The sequence below is a fragment of the Nostoc sp. UIC 10607 genome, assembly GCF_047228265.1.
Taxonomy (GTDB): domain Bacteria; phylum Cyanobacteriota; class Cyanobacteriia; order Cyanobacteriales; family Nostocaceae; genus Nostoc; species Nostoc foliaceum_A.
The window spans coordinates 177951-194566 of the sequence record NZ_JBIQNW010000006.1 but is presented as its reverse complement, the minus strand read 5'-3'; the positions used below and the strand labels follow the sequence as shown (position 1 = coordinate 194566).

Sequence of the window (16616 nt, the reverse complement as noted above, 5' to 3'; positions counted from 1 at the left end):
ATCGCTTAACAGTTATTTACCTATTCTATAGTATTTCTGTTGAGATACTATGCTAGGAAAACCCTTTGCTTTCAGGGATTGGTTTTATTAGTTTTGCGTAGCCACTTGTGAGGCATATGTCTTAGACATCGTTGCCGTGAGAGTGCTAACCTAATGTTACATAACCTTCCGTTAAACGTAGCGCATTTTCATTTTTAAGAATAAGGAAGTTACAAAATAATTCTTGCCCCTGCCCAAACTGCATAATGATGAACATTAGCCTAGATTTTCTTCAACCAGGACAAATTGTGTCTTTAGAGCATGGCGACAGGAATCTGTATGCAGAAGTCATTCAATTTGTAGTTTCCCGGCAGTTGTGCTGGGTGCGTCCTTTATTAATGGTTACTTTGATTCAGGAATCGCCGCTAATTACCGATTTGCGAGATGTGTCTGACTTGCTTTGGCCTGCCAATTTGTTTCGGCCAGCATTAGACACAGAAGTAATTACCTTCTTGAGCCAAGTTTTAGCAAAAGAACCAAAAACTGAACCTGACTCAGCCGCCAAGCAGCAACTTAATCAGTTTATTCACCAACTGTGGCAAGCATACCAAAATAGTACCGAGTGCTGAGTAACGAGTGAGTGCACAGTAGTGAGGCGTTTAGAGTATTGGGTTGTTTTTTTACTCAGCACTAATTTTAGTATATACCAGCATCTTTCATGCGTTCAATCTCTTCTCGTAACCGTTCATCAGGGATAGTTAAAGCAATCTTTTTATTCAGCCCTGCTTTTACTAATACTTGTTTTACCTATTTTAAAGTTTTATTGCTTCATTTACCATCAGATTCACTTGATATAGGCAATAAACCTCTAGACCTAAGCAATTAGAAATATCCCAAGCTAGGAACTAACTGAATTCTACCAGCATCCATCTCTGACATTAATAATTCCAGAGCTTCGTAATCAACATCAGAAATGTAACCCAGTTCTGTCAATTCTGAGTTGATTTCATTTTCTATCTCAGGAGTTAGTTTTTTAATGTCAAGAGCTTTTTCTACTAGTTTCCGAATAGCGTACTGAGTTTTCATAAGTAATAATCCAACTTTATATGATACTAATTCTCCCAGAGTTGTCTAAGTATAAAAAGTGATCAAATACTAATTTACTAGTGATATAGATCACCTTTTTAATTAGTTAAATAGAAAATTTGCTATGCCATCAGCAACGCTAAAGTGTGAGATTTAACTTACCGTTAAGGCTTGGCTAAATTAGCTTGAGTTATAGACTAAGCAAATTTTCTCAGCATAGTTACTGATAATTTGTCTTTTTTAGGGCTGTCTATAGTTGATTGTTTTTGAACTGGGATAAAAAAAAAGTATATATAAACACACTTTAAACTGGAATTATGACAATCTTTAAACAGAGATACTAAAGCCATAAAGATTCAGCAAAGAGACCTAAGACATATGGTCGATGCAACAAAAAAGAGTTTATGTTCAAATAATCCTTAGCTTGACGCTTCAACAATTCTCAATAGGATATAGGATGTAACTATGCAAGCAGTGCTTAACTATCCCAAAATTGCAGTTATTCGCCCTCAAGGCTGTTTGAATGCTGTAAACGCCTTAGAATTTGAACGAGATATGACGACAGCATTGGCACAAAATGGTATTTCCATCTTGGTAGTAGACCTAGCAGCGGTAGAATCGTTAGACAGCGCCGGGTTGATGGCATTGTTATCTACACACAAGCTGGCTCTTAGTTTAGGACGAAGTTTCCGACTTTGCGCTGTTGCTCCGTCAATTAGAATGATTTTTGAACTAACGCAACTAGATAGCGTATTTGAAATATTAAACAGTGAAGCCGAGTTAGCTGCAACATAACTTTATGTAAAAGCACAAATGTTCGGGTCAAAAGTGGACTTTATGTAAAGGAGTTATAAGTTGCAACGATAAACTTTGTTAGAAGACCGAATTCAATGCTAAGGTTTGATTTGAGTAGCTGTAATTAAGGTAGCTAGAAGATAGCACAGTGGCTGTTGCAGTTGAAAAATTAATAACATCGGATATTTTAAAACCAGGGCGTTACCTGGGTAATGAGCGTTTAGCAGTACATAAAGCCTGGGATACGACAGCAATACGCTGGGTTTTAACTTACCCAGAAGTGTATGAAGTCGGTGCATCTAATTTAGGGCACATCATCCTCTATAACATCTTGAATGCCCAACCGCGTCAATTGTGCGATCGCGCCTACCTCCCAGGAAAAGACCTGGCAGCCAAACTACGCGAAACTAATACGCCATTGTTTGCGGTAGAGTCAAAGCGATCGCTTACAGAATTCGACATTTTAGGCTTTAGCCTCAGTTACGAACTGGGTGCAACTAATATCCTAGAAATGTTGGATTTAGCTGGAATACCATTGACGTGGCGAGAGAGGCAGAGAAGCAGAGCAGCAGAGCAGCAGGCGGGCAAAGGAGAAATTACTAATCTCCAGTCCCAGTTTCCGTTGATTTTTGCTGGTGGGCAAACAGCAACATCGAATCCTGAGCCTTACGCTGACTTTTTCGACTTTATCGCCCTTGGGGATGGAGAGGAACTGCTGCCAGAAATTGGTTTGGTATTAGAAGAAGGCAAACAAGCAGGATTGAGTAGGGAAGAGATATTACTGGATTTGGCACAGATACCAGGCGTATATGTCCCTCAGTTTTATGACATGGCAGAGGATGGCTCAGTTCATCCTCGTCGCTCTGACATACCAAAACGAATTCTGCGACGGGTTGCAACTCCTATACCAGCATATTCCATTGGGTTAGTTCCCTACGTAGAAACGGTACATGACCGCTTGACGATTGAAATTCGGCGTGGTTGCACTCGTGGCTGTCGTTTCTGTCAACCAGGAATGCTGACTCGGCCAGCACGGGATGTAGAACCCGATAAGGTTGTAGAAGCAATTGAACAGGGGATGCGGGCAACTGGTTACAATGAGTTTTCCCTACTATCTCTGAGTTGTTCTGATTATTTGTCCCTACCAGCAGTGGGGATGGAAATCAAAAATCGCTTAAAAAATGAAAATATTTCTCTGACTCTACCAAGCCAACGGGTAGACAGATTTGATGATAATATTGCCAATATCCTTGGAGGTACACGGCAAGGTGGACTGACTTTTGCTCCAGAAGCCGGAACTCAGCGGATGCGAGACATCGTGAATAAGGGTTTGACCAATGAAGAATTGTTGCGGGGGGTGAAAACCGCTTGGGAGCAAGGCTGGGATAAAATCAAGTTGTATTTTATGATTGGCTTACCAGGTGAAACGGATGCTGACGTTTTGGGCATTGCGGAAACGGTAAGCTGGCTACAGCGAGAATGTCGGGGCAAGGGCAGAAAAGCCCTAAACTTTAACTTGACAATTTCTAACTTTACGCCCAAGCCCCATACCCCATTCCAATGGCACTCAGTTTCTACCACTGAATTTAAGCGAAAACAAAACCTGTTACGGCAAGAATTCCGTCGGATAAAGGGAGTAAAGGTAAATTTTACCGATGTCCGCATTTCGGCAATGGAAGATTTTGTGGGACGAGGCGATCGCAATTTGGGCAAAGTAGTCCGCCGTGCCTGGGAATTGGGTGCAGGTATGGATTCCTGGTATGAAAATTTAGATCAAGCTTTTAGCGCTTGGGGGTCTGCGATCGCCCAAGCCGATCTAGATTGGAAATACCGCCAAGTAGAAAATGGCGAATGGAATTTGTTTCACGCACAAGATCAGAAGAGATCGGGAGATACGGAAAATACCCAACTCCTAACTCCTAACTCTCCACTCCCAACTCCCCACTCCCTCGATACTCCCCTCCCTTGGGATCATATTGATACCGGGATTGACAAAAACTGGCTCAAAGAAGACTTGCAACGCGCCTTAGAAGCTGCAATTGTACCCGACTGCTCTTTTGAAGGTTGTTCTCACTGTGGCGTATGTGGAACCGACTTTGGCCATAACATTGTGATTGAATCACCTGCTATCCCGAAGTTCGCTGGCGAATTTGTCCCCAACACAACTAAGGCACAACGACTGCGAGTTTGGTTTGGAAAACAGGGTAATATGGCTTTGGTAAGCCACCTGGATTTAATCCGTCTGTTTGACCGAGTTGTACGGCGAGCAAGCTTACCAATCGCTTTCACTGGTGGATTTCATCCAATGCCGCGGATTTCTGTAGCAACTGCTTTGGCTTTAGGAGCCACTAGTAGTGGTGAAATTGCGGATTTTGAGTTAACTGCACCAGTGGCAGTAGATACTTTTCGAGAACAGTTAGTTCAGGAAATGCCCACAGACATACCTATATATAATGTGGAGCAGATAGATTTAAAAACTCCGGCAGCTACTCAACTGCTAGAAACAGCAGAATATTTAATTACCGTAGCAGCACTGGAAGAAGTAACACCTATACAATGGCAAGAATGGATTGATACCATCAAAGCAAAAGACGAGCTATGGTACGAGCATACAACAAAGTCAGGCAAGAGCCAGTTCATAAATCTGCGCGATCGCTTATTTGAACTGGAATTAGTAGAAAACTACAATTGCATTGCAGAATCTATATCTGTTATCCGTTATGTAGGTAGCTATCGCCAAGATGGTTTTCTATTGCGTCCTGAACAAATCCTATTTATGCTAGCAACAGTGGCTAGTGGAGAATTTCAACTCCTGCGCATCCACCGCAATCGGCTAATTTTAGGGGTATAATCCCTGTAGGGCAACTTGCTAGTAGTTGTCCTAACATGGCATATCGTCGGAATTGATTTTTAGCAAGGTTGCGTTAGAATGGGGTGAAGAGAAATTTTCTGGCGCTGCATTGAATTAGCTGGTTCACTACCCTGGTGTTCAGGGGGCGAAAGCAAAGATATTAGAGTGCAAATTCTAGGATTTTATCCCAGACAAACTGAGGCAGATTAAAGAACGCACACTCTCTCTATAGCTACCTTGTGAATCAGTAACTAACAGCAGGCTCGGTTAGCTTCTCCAAATTCATGCTTTTTAAACAACTGCTGAATGTCTAATCCACAGTAGTGCCCAAGAGCTAGTGAGTTACTCTTCTAGAGTTGTTCGCCCTTGGCGTTCCCGTAGGGTAAACAAATGCCGTCGGTTAGGCCGATTTGCAAACGTTCACAGACGCGCAAAGCGTGACTTAAGGTAGGGTAGCAGCTGGTATTGCTGAATATAACCCTAAGGATAAATCCATGGAATGGAAAATAGAAATAGTTTCTTTTTCTTAACGACTTCAGTAGATTACTCTCAAATGAAGCTTCCTGAGTTAAAAACTCACTCAGGATTCAGAACTTTCAACTCAGAACTCTCTTTATTGAGAGTATTGCATCAAAAATCAACCATCCGTGGTTGATTTAATTGCTTAAACATGCAGCCGTTCTGGAATAATCCGCCGTAAAAACGCTCTTAAGAGCGCCAATAGCTATTTAACTTAGAACATCAGGTTTGCGATTTTTATCATCAGTAGCGCCTTTTGAGGGTTGCAGGGGCAACAAAGGTATAACAAACCTCCAGACCTATTGGTGCTGCCAATTTTTGAGGAAATTGAATGCCAAAACAAATTATCATCGCGGAGCAGCACCAAATTGCTGCTGTCTTTTCTGAAGATCAAATACAGGAACTAGTTGTTGCTACGGGTCATCATCAAATAGGTGATATCTACTTAGGAGTAGTAGAAAACGTATTGCCTGGGATAGATGCAGCTTTTGTCAATATTGGCGACCCAGAGCGCAACGGTTTTATTCACGTTACCGACTTAGGGCCATTAAAGCTAAAGCGTACCGCAGCGGCAATTACAGAACTACTTGCACCACAGCAGAAAGTTTTGGTGCAAGTAATGAAAGAGCCAACGGGGACAAAAGGACCCCGGCTTACGGGTAATATCACCTTACCCGGACGCTACGTAGTACTAATGCCCTATGGTAGAGGTGTAAATTTATCTCGACGGATTAAAAGTGAAAGTGAGCGCAACCGCTTACGGGCACTAGCGATTTTGGTCAAACCGGCGGGAATGGGTTTGCTTGTGCGTACAGAAGCAGAAGGCAAACCTGAAGAAGCGATTATGGAAGACTTGGAGTTGCTGCAAAAGCAATGGGAGGCCATTCAACAGGAAGCGCATTCCACCCGTGCTCCAGCACTACTCAACCGAGACGATGACTTCATTCAGCGAGTATTGCGGGATATGTACGGCGCGGATGTAAATCGGATTGTCGTGGATTCCAGTACTGGTTTGAAGCGCGTGAAGCAGTACTTGCAGAATTGGAGCGGAGGTCAAACACCGCAGGGATTGTTAATTGACCATCACCGCGATCGCTCTCCAATTTTAGAGTACTTCCGCATCAGTGCCGCCATTAGAGAAGCCCTCAAGCCGAGAGTAGACCTACCTTCTGGAGGCTACATCATCATTGAGCCGACAGAGGCATTAACCGTAATCGATGTTAACTCAGGTTCCTTCACGCGATCGGCAACAGCTAGAGAAACAGTTTTGTGGACAAACTGCGAAGCTGCAACAGAAATTGCCCGCCAGTTGCGTCTGCGGAATATCGCCGGGGTAATCGTCGTTGATTTCATTGATATGGAATCACGACGTGACCAACTGCAAGTTCTCGAACACTTTAATAAAGCACTCAAAGCAGACAAAGCTCGCCCCCAGATTGCCCAACTAACCGAACTGGGTTTAGTAGAACTGACCCGCAAACGTCAGGGTCAAAACATTTACGAATTGTTTGGTGAAACTTGTCCCACCTGTGGCGGTTTAGGACATACTGTGCGTCTGCCTGGAGAAATCGAAAACCGATTACCAATACCGGCAGAAACACCAGAGCGTGAACGTTTTGTATCCCTACCTCACCGAGAACCACGTCAGCCATCTGCCCGCGTCCCGGAACCACGAGAAACCTATGATGGGTTTGGGGAAGCATTTGACGGCGACTCGGAATTGAGTAACCTAAATCTGATCAATCATCCTAGTTATCAAGAACTTAATGATAATAAGCGTCGTACCCGCACTCGCCGCAGTCGAATTGGCATCAATGGGTTAAATGGGAAAGATGAAGCTCGGATTGTTCCCAATCCACTGGCTTTTGTCAACGAGCCAGACCTAGACCTTGATGTGGAACCAGAACTAGGAGTTGCACCAGAGATTCCCTCACCCACCCTTGGTAAACCAGGTTGGAGTGAAAGAGTAGAGCGCACTGTAGAGCGCACTAAAATTACTAAGGCAGAGCCAGTCAAACCAGTGGTAGAACCGCCGGAGATTAGAACTGTAGAAATGAGCCTCCAAGAACAGGACATGTTTGCCTTGATGGGAATCTCTCCATTGGTGAAGTTAGAGCAAGAGGTTAAAAATACCAAGTCTGTGATTATTAACGTGATTCAGCCTGGTCAGCTACCAACGAACCCAACTGAATCAACCTCAGAATCAAGTATTGCCCAAAAAGTAACACCTGAAGTAATTACAACCAAGTTACCAATACCAAAAGTTATTGAGCCAGAACAAAAATCTTTGATAGAAGAGACAACTGAACCAGCGGAGTTGACTGCAAACCCTTCGGGACACTTGTCTACGACACCTTCCGCGGTAAACGCGATCGCAGACGAAAGTGATGCAAACAGTGCCGCCACTGCCAGCCGCCGTCGCCGCCGTCGTTCCTCAGCGATCGAGGATAATTAATTTGCTTTATGGTAGAAACGTCGCCAACACCCTTGGAACAATCCAATTGGCTGGAGTTTTCTACCTTGTCAGAGATTCCAGGATTGGTTGCAGGTGTGGATGAAGTAGGGCGAGGTGCTCTATTTGGCCCTGTGGTAGCGGCGGCAGTGATCCTACCAAATCATGCTTTGCCAATACTGATGGCAGCTAAAATTAAAGACAGTAAAAAGTTGTCTAGTTTTCGTAGAACTCAGCTAGCACAGCAAATTTGTGGACTGGCTATAGACTGGAAAATTGGGTTTGCTTCTACTGCCGAAATTGACAAGATAAATATTTTGCAAGCGACACTGTTAGCTATGAAGCGGGCTGTGCTGAAGTTAAAAGTACAGCCCGCAATCTGCTTGGTTGATGGCAATCAGTCAATCAAAGACTTGCTACTGCCACAACAAACAATAGTTAAGGGGGACGAGCGATCGCTGGTTATTGCCTCTGCTAGTATTGTTGCTAAGGTCTGGCGTGACGATCTGGTAATGCGTCTAGCATTAAAATACCCTATGTACAACCTGGAGCGTAACAAGGGTTATGGTAGCCAGCGGCATTTGCTGGCTTTGCAACAATACGGGCCCTCGCCCCTACATCGTCTGTCTTTTCGTCCTTGCCAAATCAAATTACTGAGTGTTGAGTGATTACAAAATTACTCAGCACTCAGGATTGGTAATTCAGTACTGTCACCGTCAAGTCTTCTATTATCTTTGGTTTGTGATATCACCCAGTAGCGATAATCCGCCAAAAGTTGATTTAATAATCGTTGCTTGACCGACAACAGCACGCTTTTGAGCAAAGCATTGCCAGTAGCTTCTAAAATCGGCTTAGGAGTGAAGGAAAATGGTGGTGGCAAATCCACCAACACTTCTAAATCAGCCTTTCCTCGGAGGTGAGTGCCAGTGCTTAACTCTTTGGGAGACAAATGCCCTTTTAAATTGAGAGTAAAGCGCTGGTTAATATACTCGAAACCCAAGATTTCACAGCCTAGCGATCGCAAATAAATTATTCCATTGGATTCTGCCCAAACTCTCATGTCTACGGTAGGTTGAATACTCAGTGACATAAAAGTTAGCGGACGCATTTTCAAGCGAAATACTTCCTCAGAAAGTTGCTGAATCCGGCTATTGTCAACCAACGCCTTAACTAGACGTTGAGGCTGACGTAAGTAGTGCTGAATGGGAATAGGCTGCTCTGGAACAGCGATTTCAACCGATTGGGAGGCAGTAAACCGGGTAGCCATGAGCGGATAAAAATATCTGTTTCTTAATTTTAATATTTTTTAACAACTTAGTTCTGATTATTAGAAAAGTACAAAATTTATTGACTATAAAAATGATTGTTGCTTATCAGCTATACATGATTAGGAAAAAGTTGGTACGCTCATTACTATCTTTAGTTCAAGAAATATAGATAATGATTTAGCTCTTGACATAAAAATGATAATATGCATATATTTATGGTCGGAAACCAATATAATGGCTCTTAAATCTTCAGAAGAATTTAGCAACAAAACTACCAGGAAATCTATCTGGTAGAAGTGCTGTTTTTCATAATTTGTTTTCCTGGATACATATTTCGGTCTATTCGTTTAGTGCGTAAATTTTAGAGATAACAGTATCTAGTAAGAGTAGATTTGGATATATTTGCCAAGACCAAAATATCATAATCTCTGTTTAACGATTAAACTCGCAACTCAAGGCTAAAGGTATGACTTTATCGATCGCACATTTAGGGCCTCCTGGCACTTACGCAGAACAAGCAACTTATTTTTATATTAACTGGTTAAGCAAAAATACGGGAATTGAAGCTATATTATGCCCCTATCCCAGCATTTCTCAATCACTTCACGCCGTTGCTGATGGTCAAGCTCAGTTAGCTGTTGTGCCAGTGGAAAATTCTATTGAAGGGAGTGTGACTACAACACTGGATACACTCTGGCAGTTAGACAGTTTGCGAATTCAGTTGGCTTTGGTATTACCCATTGCCCATATGTTAATTTCCTGTGCGTCTAGCTTAGATAGAATTAAAACTGTTTACTCTCACCCGCAAGCTTTGGCACAATGTCAGGGATGGTTAGAGCGGTTTCTCCCGACTGTACAGATTATTCCGAGTAATTCTACAACTGAAGCACTACAGCGATTGGAGCAAGAGACAACAACAGCAGCGATCGCTTCTAGTAGAGCGGCTCAACTATACAACCTGCCGATACTTGCCAGTGGCATCAACGACTATCCAGAAAACTTTACTCGTTTTTGGGTAGTAAGTCAGGGTGAAGCAGACGCTGGATACCAGACATTAAAAGCGTCTGCCAGCCACACATCGCTAGCTTTTAGTATGCCTACCAATACACCAGGAGCATTGGTAAAACCTTTGCAAATATTTGCTCAGTTAGGAATCAACCTTAGCCGGATTGAATCTCGTCCGACAAAGCGATCGCTAGGCGAATACTTGTTTTTTATGGATTTAGAAGCTGATGCTAAGGAAGCACAAATGCAATCTGCTTTAGCAGAATTAACTATCCACACAGAAATTTTAAAAATTCTTGGCGCTTACAATGTTTTGCCAATCAGCGCTGTTACTTGAGAAGTTAGGAGTTATCAGTTATCAGTTAGGGACTATAAATTATAAGTTGTCAATCTTTTATTTTTTGTTATTTCTTCCTAACTCCTAACTCCTCACTGATCACTTTTCATTAAACGTGTCTTTAAGAACAGCGCGAGCTGCCAAGTGATTTCGAGTAGAAGTTAAAATTTCTGCTTCCCGCTCTAGACGAGTTGCAGTATCTTGCATTTCTAACAATAACTGCTGCTCTGCTGCCACACCATAAAGGTTACTGGCTACCCAATAAGATAGCTCTGTTGGGAGGTCAGGCAAATCTTCTGGCAGTTCGATATTTTGTTCGGTTAATTTAGCTGATAGACGCACAACATCTCGCAGTAGTTGTTCTACCTCAGAAGACAAAGGTCGCAAATCTTTAGTCGGTGGTTGGTCTTCAATCCACTCTACTAAGCCAACGCGGTATGGCTTTTCACGAACATACTCTAATACACGAAATCTTTGCTGCCCTAAAGTCAACATTTTGATCCGATCATCTGGCAATCGCTGGTGATGAATGATTTCGGCACAGCAACCAGTGTTTGCAATTGTACCTTTAACGGGATCTAACATCAAAACACCGAACCTGCGATCGCTCTCCAAAATCGTGTTCATCATGATTCGGTAGCGAAATTCAAAGATGTGCAGGGGTAATGGTCTAGTAGGAAATAGAACTACTTCGGGTAACGGGAACAGAGGTAGTTCGCGAACTGCAATTTTAGAAGATGATGTCATTGTTACCTTGGTATAAACTTAATCTTTAAAATTTCTTTTTCTCTGCTTTTCCCGTACTTTGTCTACATTCTATCATTTGTTTCCTAGCTAAATAAAAGCCCTGAGATATATTTCTTCAGGGCCATGTAAAAATTCATACTAATATCATTTGTTTTTTGTCATTTGCTAATGACTAATGACTACTTAAAGTTTGACTTCGATATCTACACCCGATGGTAGATCCAATTTCATCAGAGCATCAATAGTCTTAGAAGAGGGCTGGTAAATGTCAATAATTCGGCGATGAGTACGGGTTTCAAAGTGTTCTCGTGAGTCTTTATCTACGTGAGGCGATCGCAGCACACAATAGATCCGGCGTTTTGTTGGTAAAGGAATTGGGCCTATGGCTGTAGCGTTGGTGCGGTTAGCTGTGTCTACAATCTTCTCGCAAGATGTATCTAACAAGCGTCGGTCAAAGGCTTGTAAGCGAATTCTGATCTTCTGCTGCTGTAGAGTTGCCATCTTTAATTTTCCAGGTTCTGCGTAATTAGGGGAGTATTTACTGGTTTAAGGTTACAAGTTATAGGTTACAGAAAACTATTACCTGTCCCCTGTAACCTTATTACCTTATTTATAGAGGGAAGAGAAAGGAGCAGAGAGGCACAACAAATACCATCTCTGCTCCTTCGTTATGAGCAAAAAGGTGCTACTTGATAATTTTGGAGACGACACCAGCACCGATGGTGCGACCACCTTCGCGAATAGCGAAGCGCATTCCTTGTTCAATAGCGATCGCGTTGATCAATTCTACTGTCATCTTGATGCGATCGCCTGGCATGACCATTTCTACTTCTTTGCCTTCATCGGAGGTATAGGCTTTGATAGTACCAGTTACATCAGTTGTCCGCACATAGAACTGGGGACGGTAGCCAGCAAAAAATGGAGTCTTACGACCACCTTCTTTTTCTGTTAGAACGTATACTTCACCTTCAAATTCCATGTGAGGTTTAATTGAACCTGGTTTGGCGATTACCATACCTCGTTCAATATCAGCCTTCTGGATACCCCGGAGTAGTACGCCAGCATTATCTCCAGCCATACCTTGGTCAAGACTCTTCTTGAACATTTCAATACCAGTTACGGTAGTGGCGCGAGTATCTCTGATACCCACTAGTTCAACGTTATCGCCAACTTTGACAACACCCCGTTCAATCCGGCCGGTGGCGACAGTACCACGACCTGTGATTGAGAACACGTCTTCTACAGCCATTAGGAAGGGCTTATCAACATCCCGCTCAGGGGTGGGGATGAAAGAATCCACAGCGTCCATCAATTCATAGATTTTATCTACCCAAGGATTTTCACCGCGTTGGGTCTTGGGATTCTTGGTCATTGCTTCAAGAGCTTGCAGACCAGATCCTTTGATGATGGGGATATCATCACCAGGGAAATCGTAGCTGGAAAGCAGTTCTCTAAGTTCTAGTTCCACTAGTTCCAAGAGTTCTGGGTCATCCATCAAGTCTTCTTTATTCAAGAATACAACCAGACTGGGAACGCCCACCTGTTTTGCCAACAGGATATGTTCGCGGGTTTGGGGCATAGGACCATCAGTAGCAGCAACTACGAGGATGCCACCATCCATCTGAGCAGCGCCAGTGATCATGTTCTTCACATAGTCAGCGTGTCCAGGACAGTCTACGTGAGCATAGTGCCGATTTTCGGTTTCATACTCAACGTGAGCGGTATTGATGGTAATACCCCGTGCCTTTTCTTCTGGCGCGTTATCGATTTGATCGTAGCCCTTAGCTATAGCTTGACCCATAGCTGCCAAGGTCATAGTGATGGCTGCTGTTAACGTGGTTTTACCGTGGTCAACGTGGCCAATAGTACCGATATTGATGTGGGGTTTATTTCTTTCAAACTTTGCGCGTGCCATGAATGCTCATTTCCTTATTTTAACTAAGCGTTCCCTTTGCTTTTTGCAATGATAGTTTCAGCTACGCTGCGAGGCACCTCTTCGTAGTGGCTGAACTCCATCGTGAAGATACCCCGACCTTGGGTCTTCGACCGGATATCAGTGGCGTAGCCAAACATGGTCGCTAATGGAACTTTGGATGCGACCTTAGCGAGTCCCTGTTCGGTGCTTTGGCTTTCAATCTGCCCTCGGCGGGCGATGAGGTCGCCAATGACGTTCCCGATATAGTCTTCAGGAACTTCAACCTCAACTTTCATCATAGGCTCTAAGAGGACGGGTGAAGCTTTCAGCACAGCCTCTTTCATCGCCATTGAGCCAGCGATTTTAAAAGCCATTTCCGAAGAGTCTACATCGTGGTATGACCCATCAATTAGCGTCGCTTTGACGTCAATCAACGGATATCCAGCTAGAACACCGGATTCGCAGCTTTCTTTCATTCCTTGTTCTGCGGGACCAACGTACTCTTTAGGTACTGAACCACCAGCAATTTTGGAGACGAATTCAAAGCCAGTACCAGGGTCTCCTGGCTCCAAATTGATCACAACGTGACCGTATTGGCCTTTACCACCACTTTGGCGAATGAATTTGCCCTCAACTTTGTTCACAGCTTTCCGAATTGTTTCTCGGTAAGCTACTTGCGGCGCACCTACATTCGCTTCCACCTTGAATTCTCGTAACATCCGGTCTACTAGAATTTCTAGGTGTAGCTCTCCCATCCCCGCGATCACGGTTTGGTTTGTTTCCGGATCGACGCGGACACGGAAGGTGGGGTCTTCTTCTGAGAGAGATTGCAGAGCCTTGGACAGCTTGTCCATGTCGTTCTTGGTTTTGGGTTCAACCGCTACCGAGATCACAGGCTCAGGAATGAATAGGGATTCCAGAATTACTGGCGATCCATCATCACAGAGGGTGTCACCTGTCAAGGTGTCTTTCAATCCCAGAGCTGCTCCTAAATCACCCGCTCGCAGTTCATCGACGTCTTGTCGATCATCTGCCTTCATGAGAACTAAGCGGGAAATCCGTTCTTTTTTATTCTTACTAGCGTTGAGAACGTAGCTGCCCTTTTTCAGGACACCAGAATAAACGCGAACAAATGTGAGGCGACCGTAAGGGTCAGCCATAATTTTGAATGCCAGAGCTGCTAGGGGTTCGTTGTCATCAGCCCGCCGCTCAACAGTATCGCCATTCGGCAGTAAGCCTTGAATTGGCGGTACTTCACTTGGCGCTGGCAGGTAATCTACAACGGCATCCAGCATCAACTGCACGCCTTTGTTTTTAAATGCTGAACCGCAAAGTACTGGTACAATCGTCCCCGCAATTGTGCCTTTACGCAGGGCAGTCCTAACTTCCTGTTCTGTAAGTTCTTCGCCCTCGAAGTACTTAGTCATCAGAGCATCATCGGTTTCTGCTGCGGCTTCTATTAGCTTGGTTCGGAATTCGTCTACCTGCGCTTGCAATTCTTCCGGAATATCGGTTTCCTGGATATCGGTTCCTTGGTCATTGGCGTAAATATACGCACGTTGCCGTACTAGGTCAACGATACCTCGGAAGTCATTTTCACTACCAATTGGCAGTTGAATGGCGATCGCATTCGCCCGCAGGCGATCGCGGATTTGGTCGTGAACTTTATAAAAGTTCGCTCCGGTGCGATCCATCTTGTTTATGAAGGCTATCCGAGGAACTTTGTAGCGTTCTGCTTGACGCCACACTGTCTCAGACTGCGGTTGCACGCCACCCACAGAACAAAAGACTGCGATTACACCATCCAACACGCGCATGGAACGCTCAACTTCAATTGTGAAGTCTACGTGACCCGGAGTATCGATAATGTTAATTTGATGATCTTTCCAACTGGTACTGATAGCAGCGGCAGTAATGGTGATTCCCCGCTCCCGCTCCTGCTCCATCCAGTCTGTGACGGCAGTTCCTTCATGAACTTCGCCAATTTTATGAATTATCCCAGAGTAAAATAATATTCTCTCTGTTGTTGTTGTTTTGCCCGCATCTATATGCGCCGCAATACCAATGTTGCGTACTTTCTCTAGCGGGATCGTGCGTGCCACAGCTACCTCCTATAGTTTTTGCCTCATGATATCTTGTATATTACTCTTTGTTAAGATTCTATACTTTTACGGAAAACCGTCTTTTTTGTAAATCCACGATATACCGCTTCGGCAAGGCGATATATCGCTTTTCTACTTAGTAACGATAGTGTGCAAATGCTTTGTTAGCTTCCGCCATTCGGTGCGTTTCTTCGCGTTTACGAATGGCATTACCAGTTTCGTTCGCAGCATCCATTAACTCATTTGCCAATTTGCTTGCCATTGTCCGGCCTGGTCTAGACCGGGAATATTGCACTAACCAACGCAGTGCTAGGGTCGTGCCCCGTTCTGAACGCACTTCCATTGGTACTTGGTAGGTTGCTCCGCCTACTCGCCGAGCTTTTACTTCTACTAAAGGCGTGGCATTTCGCACTGCTCTTTCAAAGGTTTCCAAAGCACCGCTACCAGTGCGTTCTTCAATAGTTTTTAATGCATCATAAACAATCCGTGCGGCAAGTGATTTCTTGCCATGACGCATGATCCGTCTGATAATCATGCTCACAAGGCGACTGTTATATACGGAGTCAGACGGAACTGGGCGCCTTTGAATAACACCACGACGAGACATACTTCACCTTTAATTCGGAATTGGCAACGAAATTATATGCTATCAGACACCGGAAACTAAAAGCTGTGGAACCCAACCCTCAGACTTTCTCAATTTTGTTTTCGACTGTTGCAGCAAGGCTGACTTAATTGACTGCCAATTTTGGATTAGAGTTTTTGGTAGATGTTCCGACCACAAGGATTGGAAAAAATCAAAAGTCTGTAAGCCTCATCCCCTTGTGGGTTCGACCAATCCAAAATTGCAAATCTAAAATCTAAAATTCATTGACTTGCTATTTGCAACTAAATACTCAAGGCGACAAGATTCTAAACTTTAATGTCCAGATTAGAATTATGCTGTGGGTTACAGCATTCTCCTCAGAACTTCTACACTTGCTCGCTTAGTGTAGGTGTAGCTTGATTTTTTTTAACAGACTTGAGCAGCTTTCATAACTGCTGTTAGAACACAGACCCTGATAGTTTTTTGTCCTTGGGCGCTTTAAGGTAGACGATTAATCGTGTTGGATGCGATTAATCGCCTAATCCTATTTTTTCGCTTCTTTAGGACGCTTGGTTCCATACTTGGAACGGCCTTGTTTGCGGTCTTTGACTCCGGCTGTATCTAGGGTGCCACGAATAATGTGGTATCTCACGCCTGGTAGATCCTTAACCCGACCGCCACGAATCATCACAACTGAGTGTTCTTGTAAGTTGTGACCAATACCTGGAATGTAAGCTGTGACTTCAAATCCAGATGTAAGTCTGACTCTTGCTACTTTGCGTAGAGCTGAGTTAGGCTTCTTTGGTGTGGTCGTGTATACTCTGGTACAAACTCCCCGACGTTGGGGGCATTGTTTCAGAGCCGGGGACTTGGTTTTCTGACGCGCTTGTTCGCGCTCGTTACGTATTAGCTGCTGTATTGTTGGCATGAGTTACAGCGCGTAAAGCTGCTTATATGTCTAAGTTTTAACAAAT

Annotated in this window: 14 protein-coding genes; 6 read left to right on the top strand and 8 right to left on the bottom strand. The window is 43.8% G+C overall.

All coding sequences use genetic code 11. The features are described from left to right. The first annotated feature begins 248 nt into the window (after positions 1 to 248). Positions 249 to 608, top strand: coding sequence for a hypothetical protein (locus tag ACEYW6_RS08260; RefSeq protein WP_190893040.1), 360 nt, complete (start codon positions 249 to 251; stop codon positions 606 to 608). A gap of 253 nt (positions 609 to 861) precedes the next feature. Here ACEYW6_RS08260 and ACEYW6_RS08255 read toward each other — a convergent pair whose 3' ends face one another. Further along, complete coding sequence (locus ACEYW6_RS08255) at positions 862 to 1065, bottom strand: hypothetical protein (RefSeq protein WP_190892880.1); 204 nt, start codon at positions 1063 to 1065, stop codon at positions 862 to 864. Positions 1066 to 1530: 465 nt separating this feature from the next. Here ACEYW6_RS08255 and ACEYW6_RS08250 point away from each other — a divergent pair, with 465 nt between their 5' ends. The 4 genes from ACEYW6_RS08250 to ACEYW6_RS08235 all read left to right on the top strand — a co-directional run bounded on the left by ACEYW6_RS08250 (position 1531) and on the right by ACEYW6_RS08235 (position 8350). Continuing rightward, on the top strand, positions 1531 to 1860 hold the full coding sequence (locus tag ACEYW6_RS08250; protein WP_190892879.1) for an STAS domain-containing protein: 330 nt from the start codon (positions 1531 to 1533) through the stop codon (positions 1858 to 1860). A 148-nt stretch (positions 1861 to 2008) separates the two neighbouring features. Next, positions 2009 to 4711 carry a TIGR03960 family B12-binding radical SAM protein gene (locus ACEYW6_RS08245; RefSeq protein ID WP_412979323.1) on the top strand — a complete coding sequence of 901 codons (2703 nt, stop codon included), beginning with the start codon at positions 2009 to 2011 and terminating at the stop codon, positions 4709 to 4711. An 850-nt stretch (positions 4712 to 5561) separates the two neighbouring features. Beyond that, on the top strand, positions 5562 to 7685 hold the full coding sequence (locus tag ACEYW6_RS08240; protein WP_412979322.1) for an Rne/Rng family ribonuclease: 2124 nt from the start codon (positions 5562 to 5564) through the stop codon (positions 7683 to 7685). An 8-nt stretch (positions 7686 to 7693) separates the two neighbouring features. Further along, positions 7694 to 8350 carry a ribonuclease HII gene (locus ACEYW6_RS08235; RefSeq protein WP_412979321.1) on the top strand — a complete coding sequence of 219 codons (657 nt, stop codon included), beginning with the start codon at positions 7694 to 7696 and terminating at the stop codon, positions 8348 to 8350. Between the two features lie 8 nt (positions 8351 to 8358). Here ACEYW6_RS08235 and ACEYW6_RS08230 read toward each other — a convergent pair whose 3' ends face one another. Then, positions 8359 to 8949: a DUF1997 domain-containing protein gene (locus ACEYW6_RS08230; RefSeq protein ID WP_412979320.1), complete on the bottom strand. Its 591-nt coding sequence runs from the start codon at positions 8947 to 8949 to the stop codon at positions 8359 to 8361. 467 nt (positions 8950 to 9416) lie between these two features. On the opposite strand from ACEYW6_RS08230, the gene pheA reads away from it, so the two are divergent. Beyond that, a complete protein-coding gene (gene pheA, locus ACEYW6_RS08225) occupies positions 9417 to 10292 on the top strand; it encodes a prephenate dehydratase (protein ID WP_412979319.1) in 876 nt (291 codons plus the stop codon). A gap of 99 nt (positions 10293 to 10391) precedes the next feature. On the opposite strand, the gene ACEYW6_RS08220 is transcribed toward pheA, so the two are convergent. The 6 genes from ACEYW6_RS08220 to rpsL all read right to left on the bottom strand — a co-directional run bounded on the left by ACEYW6_RS08220 (position 10392) and on the right by rpsL (position 16570). Continuing rightward, positions 10392 to 11039, bottom strand: coding sequence for an LON peptidase substrate-binding domain-containing protein (locus ACEYW6_RS08220; protein WP_412979318.1), 648 nt, complete (start codon positions 11037 to 11039; stop codon positions 10392 to 10394). Positions 11040 to 11222: 183 nt separating this feature from the next. Next, positions 11223 to 11540, bottom strand: a complete 318-nt coding sequence (gene rpsJ / locus ACEYW6_RS08215) for a 30S ribosomal protein S10 (RefSeq protein ID WP_008232935.1) — start codon at positions 11538 to 11540, stop codon at positions 11223 to 11225. A gap of 184 nt (positions 11541 to 11724) precedes the next feature. Then, positions 11725 to 12954, bottom strand: coding sequence for an elongation factor Tu (tuf, locus tag ACEYW6_RS08210; RefSeq protein ID WP_196510854.1), 1230 nt, complete (start codon positions 12952 to 12954; stop codon positions 11725 to 11727). A gap of 23 nt (positions 12955 to 12977) precedes the next feature. Beyond that, positions 12978 to 15056 carry an elongation factor G gene (fusA, locus tag ACEYW6_RS08205; RefSeq protein WP_190892866.1) on the bottom strand — a complete coding sequence of 693 codons (2079 nt, stop codon included), beginning with the start codon at positions 15054 to 15056 and terminating at the stop codon, positions 12978 to 12980. A gap of 136 nt (positions 15057 to 15192) precedes the next feature. Beyond that, the gene (gene rpsG / locus ACEYW6_RS08200) at positions 15193 to 15663 is read right to left on the bottom strand and encodes a 30S ribosomal protein S7 (protein WP_190892864.1); all 471 of its coding nucleotides are present in this window, start codon (positions 15661 to 15663) and stop codon (positions 15193 to 15195) included. Between the two features lie 523 nt (positions 15664 to 16186). After that, positions 16187 to 16570: a 30S ribosomal protein S12 gene (gene rpsL, locus ACEYW6_RS08195; RefSeq protein WP_012410236.1), complete on the bottom strand. Its 384-nt coding sequence runs from the start codon at positions 16568 to 16570 to the stop codon at positions 16187 to 16189. Between the last annotated feature and the right edge of the window lie 46 nt (positions 16571 to 16616).

Coding starts and splice junctions, on each gene's coding strand:
- ACEYW6_RS08260 (WP_190893040.1), top strand. CDS start 249: ATGAACATTAGCCTAGATTTTCTTCAACCAGGACAAATTGTGTCTTTA.
- ACEYW6_RS08255 (WP_190892880.1), bottom strand. CDS start 1,065: ATGAAAACTCAGTACGCTATTCGGAAACTAGTAGAAAAAGCTCTTGAC.
- ACEYW6_RS08250 (WP_190892879.1), top strand. CDS start 1,531: ATGCAAGCAGTGCTTAACTATCCCAAAATTGCAGTTATTCGCCCTCAA.
- ACEYW6_RS08240 (WP_412979322.1), top strand. CDS start 5,562: ATGCCAAAACAAATTATCATCGCGGAGCAGCACCAAATTGCTGCTGTC.
- ACEYW6_RS08235 (WP_412979321.1), top strand. CDS start 7,694: ATGGTAGAAACGTCGCCAACACCCTTGGAACAATCCAATTGGCTGGAG.
- ACEYW6_RS08230 (WP_412979320.1), bottom strand. CDS start 8,949: ATGGCTACCCGGTTTACTGCCTCCCAATCGGTTGAAATCGCTGTTCCA.
- pheA (WP_412979319.1), top strand. CDS start 9,417: ATGACTTTATCGATCGCACATTTAGGGCCTCCTGGCACTTACGCAGAA.
- ACEYW6_RS08220 (WP_412979318.1), bottom strand. CDS start 11,039: ATGACATCATCTTCTAAAATTGCAGTTCGCGAACTACCTCTGTTCCCG.
- rpsJ (WP_008232935.1), bottom strand. CDS start 11,540: ATGGCAACTCTACAGCAGCAGAAGATCAGAATTCGCTTACAAGCCTTT.
- tuf (WP_196510854.1), bottom strand. CDS start 12,954: ATGGCACGCGCAAAGTTTGAAAGAAATAAACCCCACATCAATATCGGT.
- rpsG (WP_190892864.1), bottom strand. CDS start 15,663: ATGTCTCGTCGTGGTGTTATTCAAAGGCGCCCAGTTCCGTCTGACTCC.
- rpsL (WP_012410236.1), bottom strand. CDS start 16,570: ATGCCAACAATACAGCAGCTAATACGTAACGAGCGCGAACAAGCGCGT.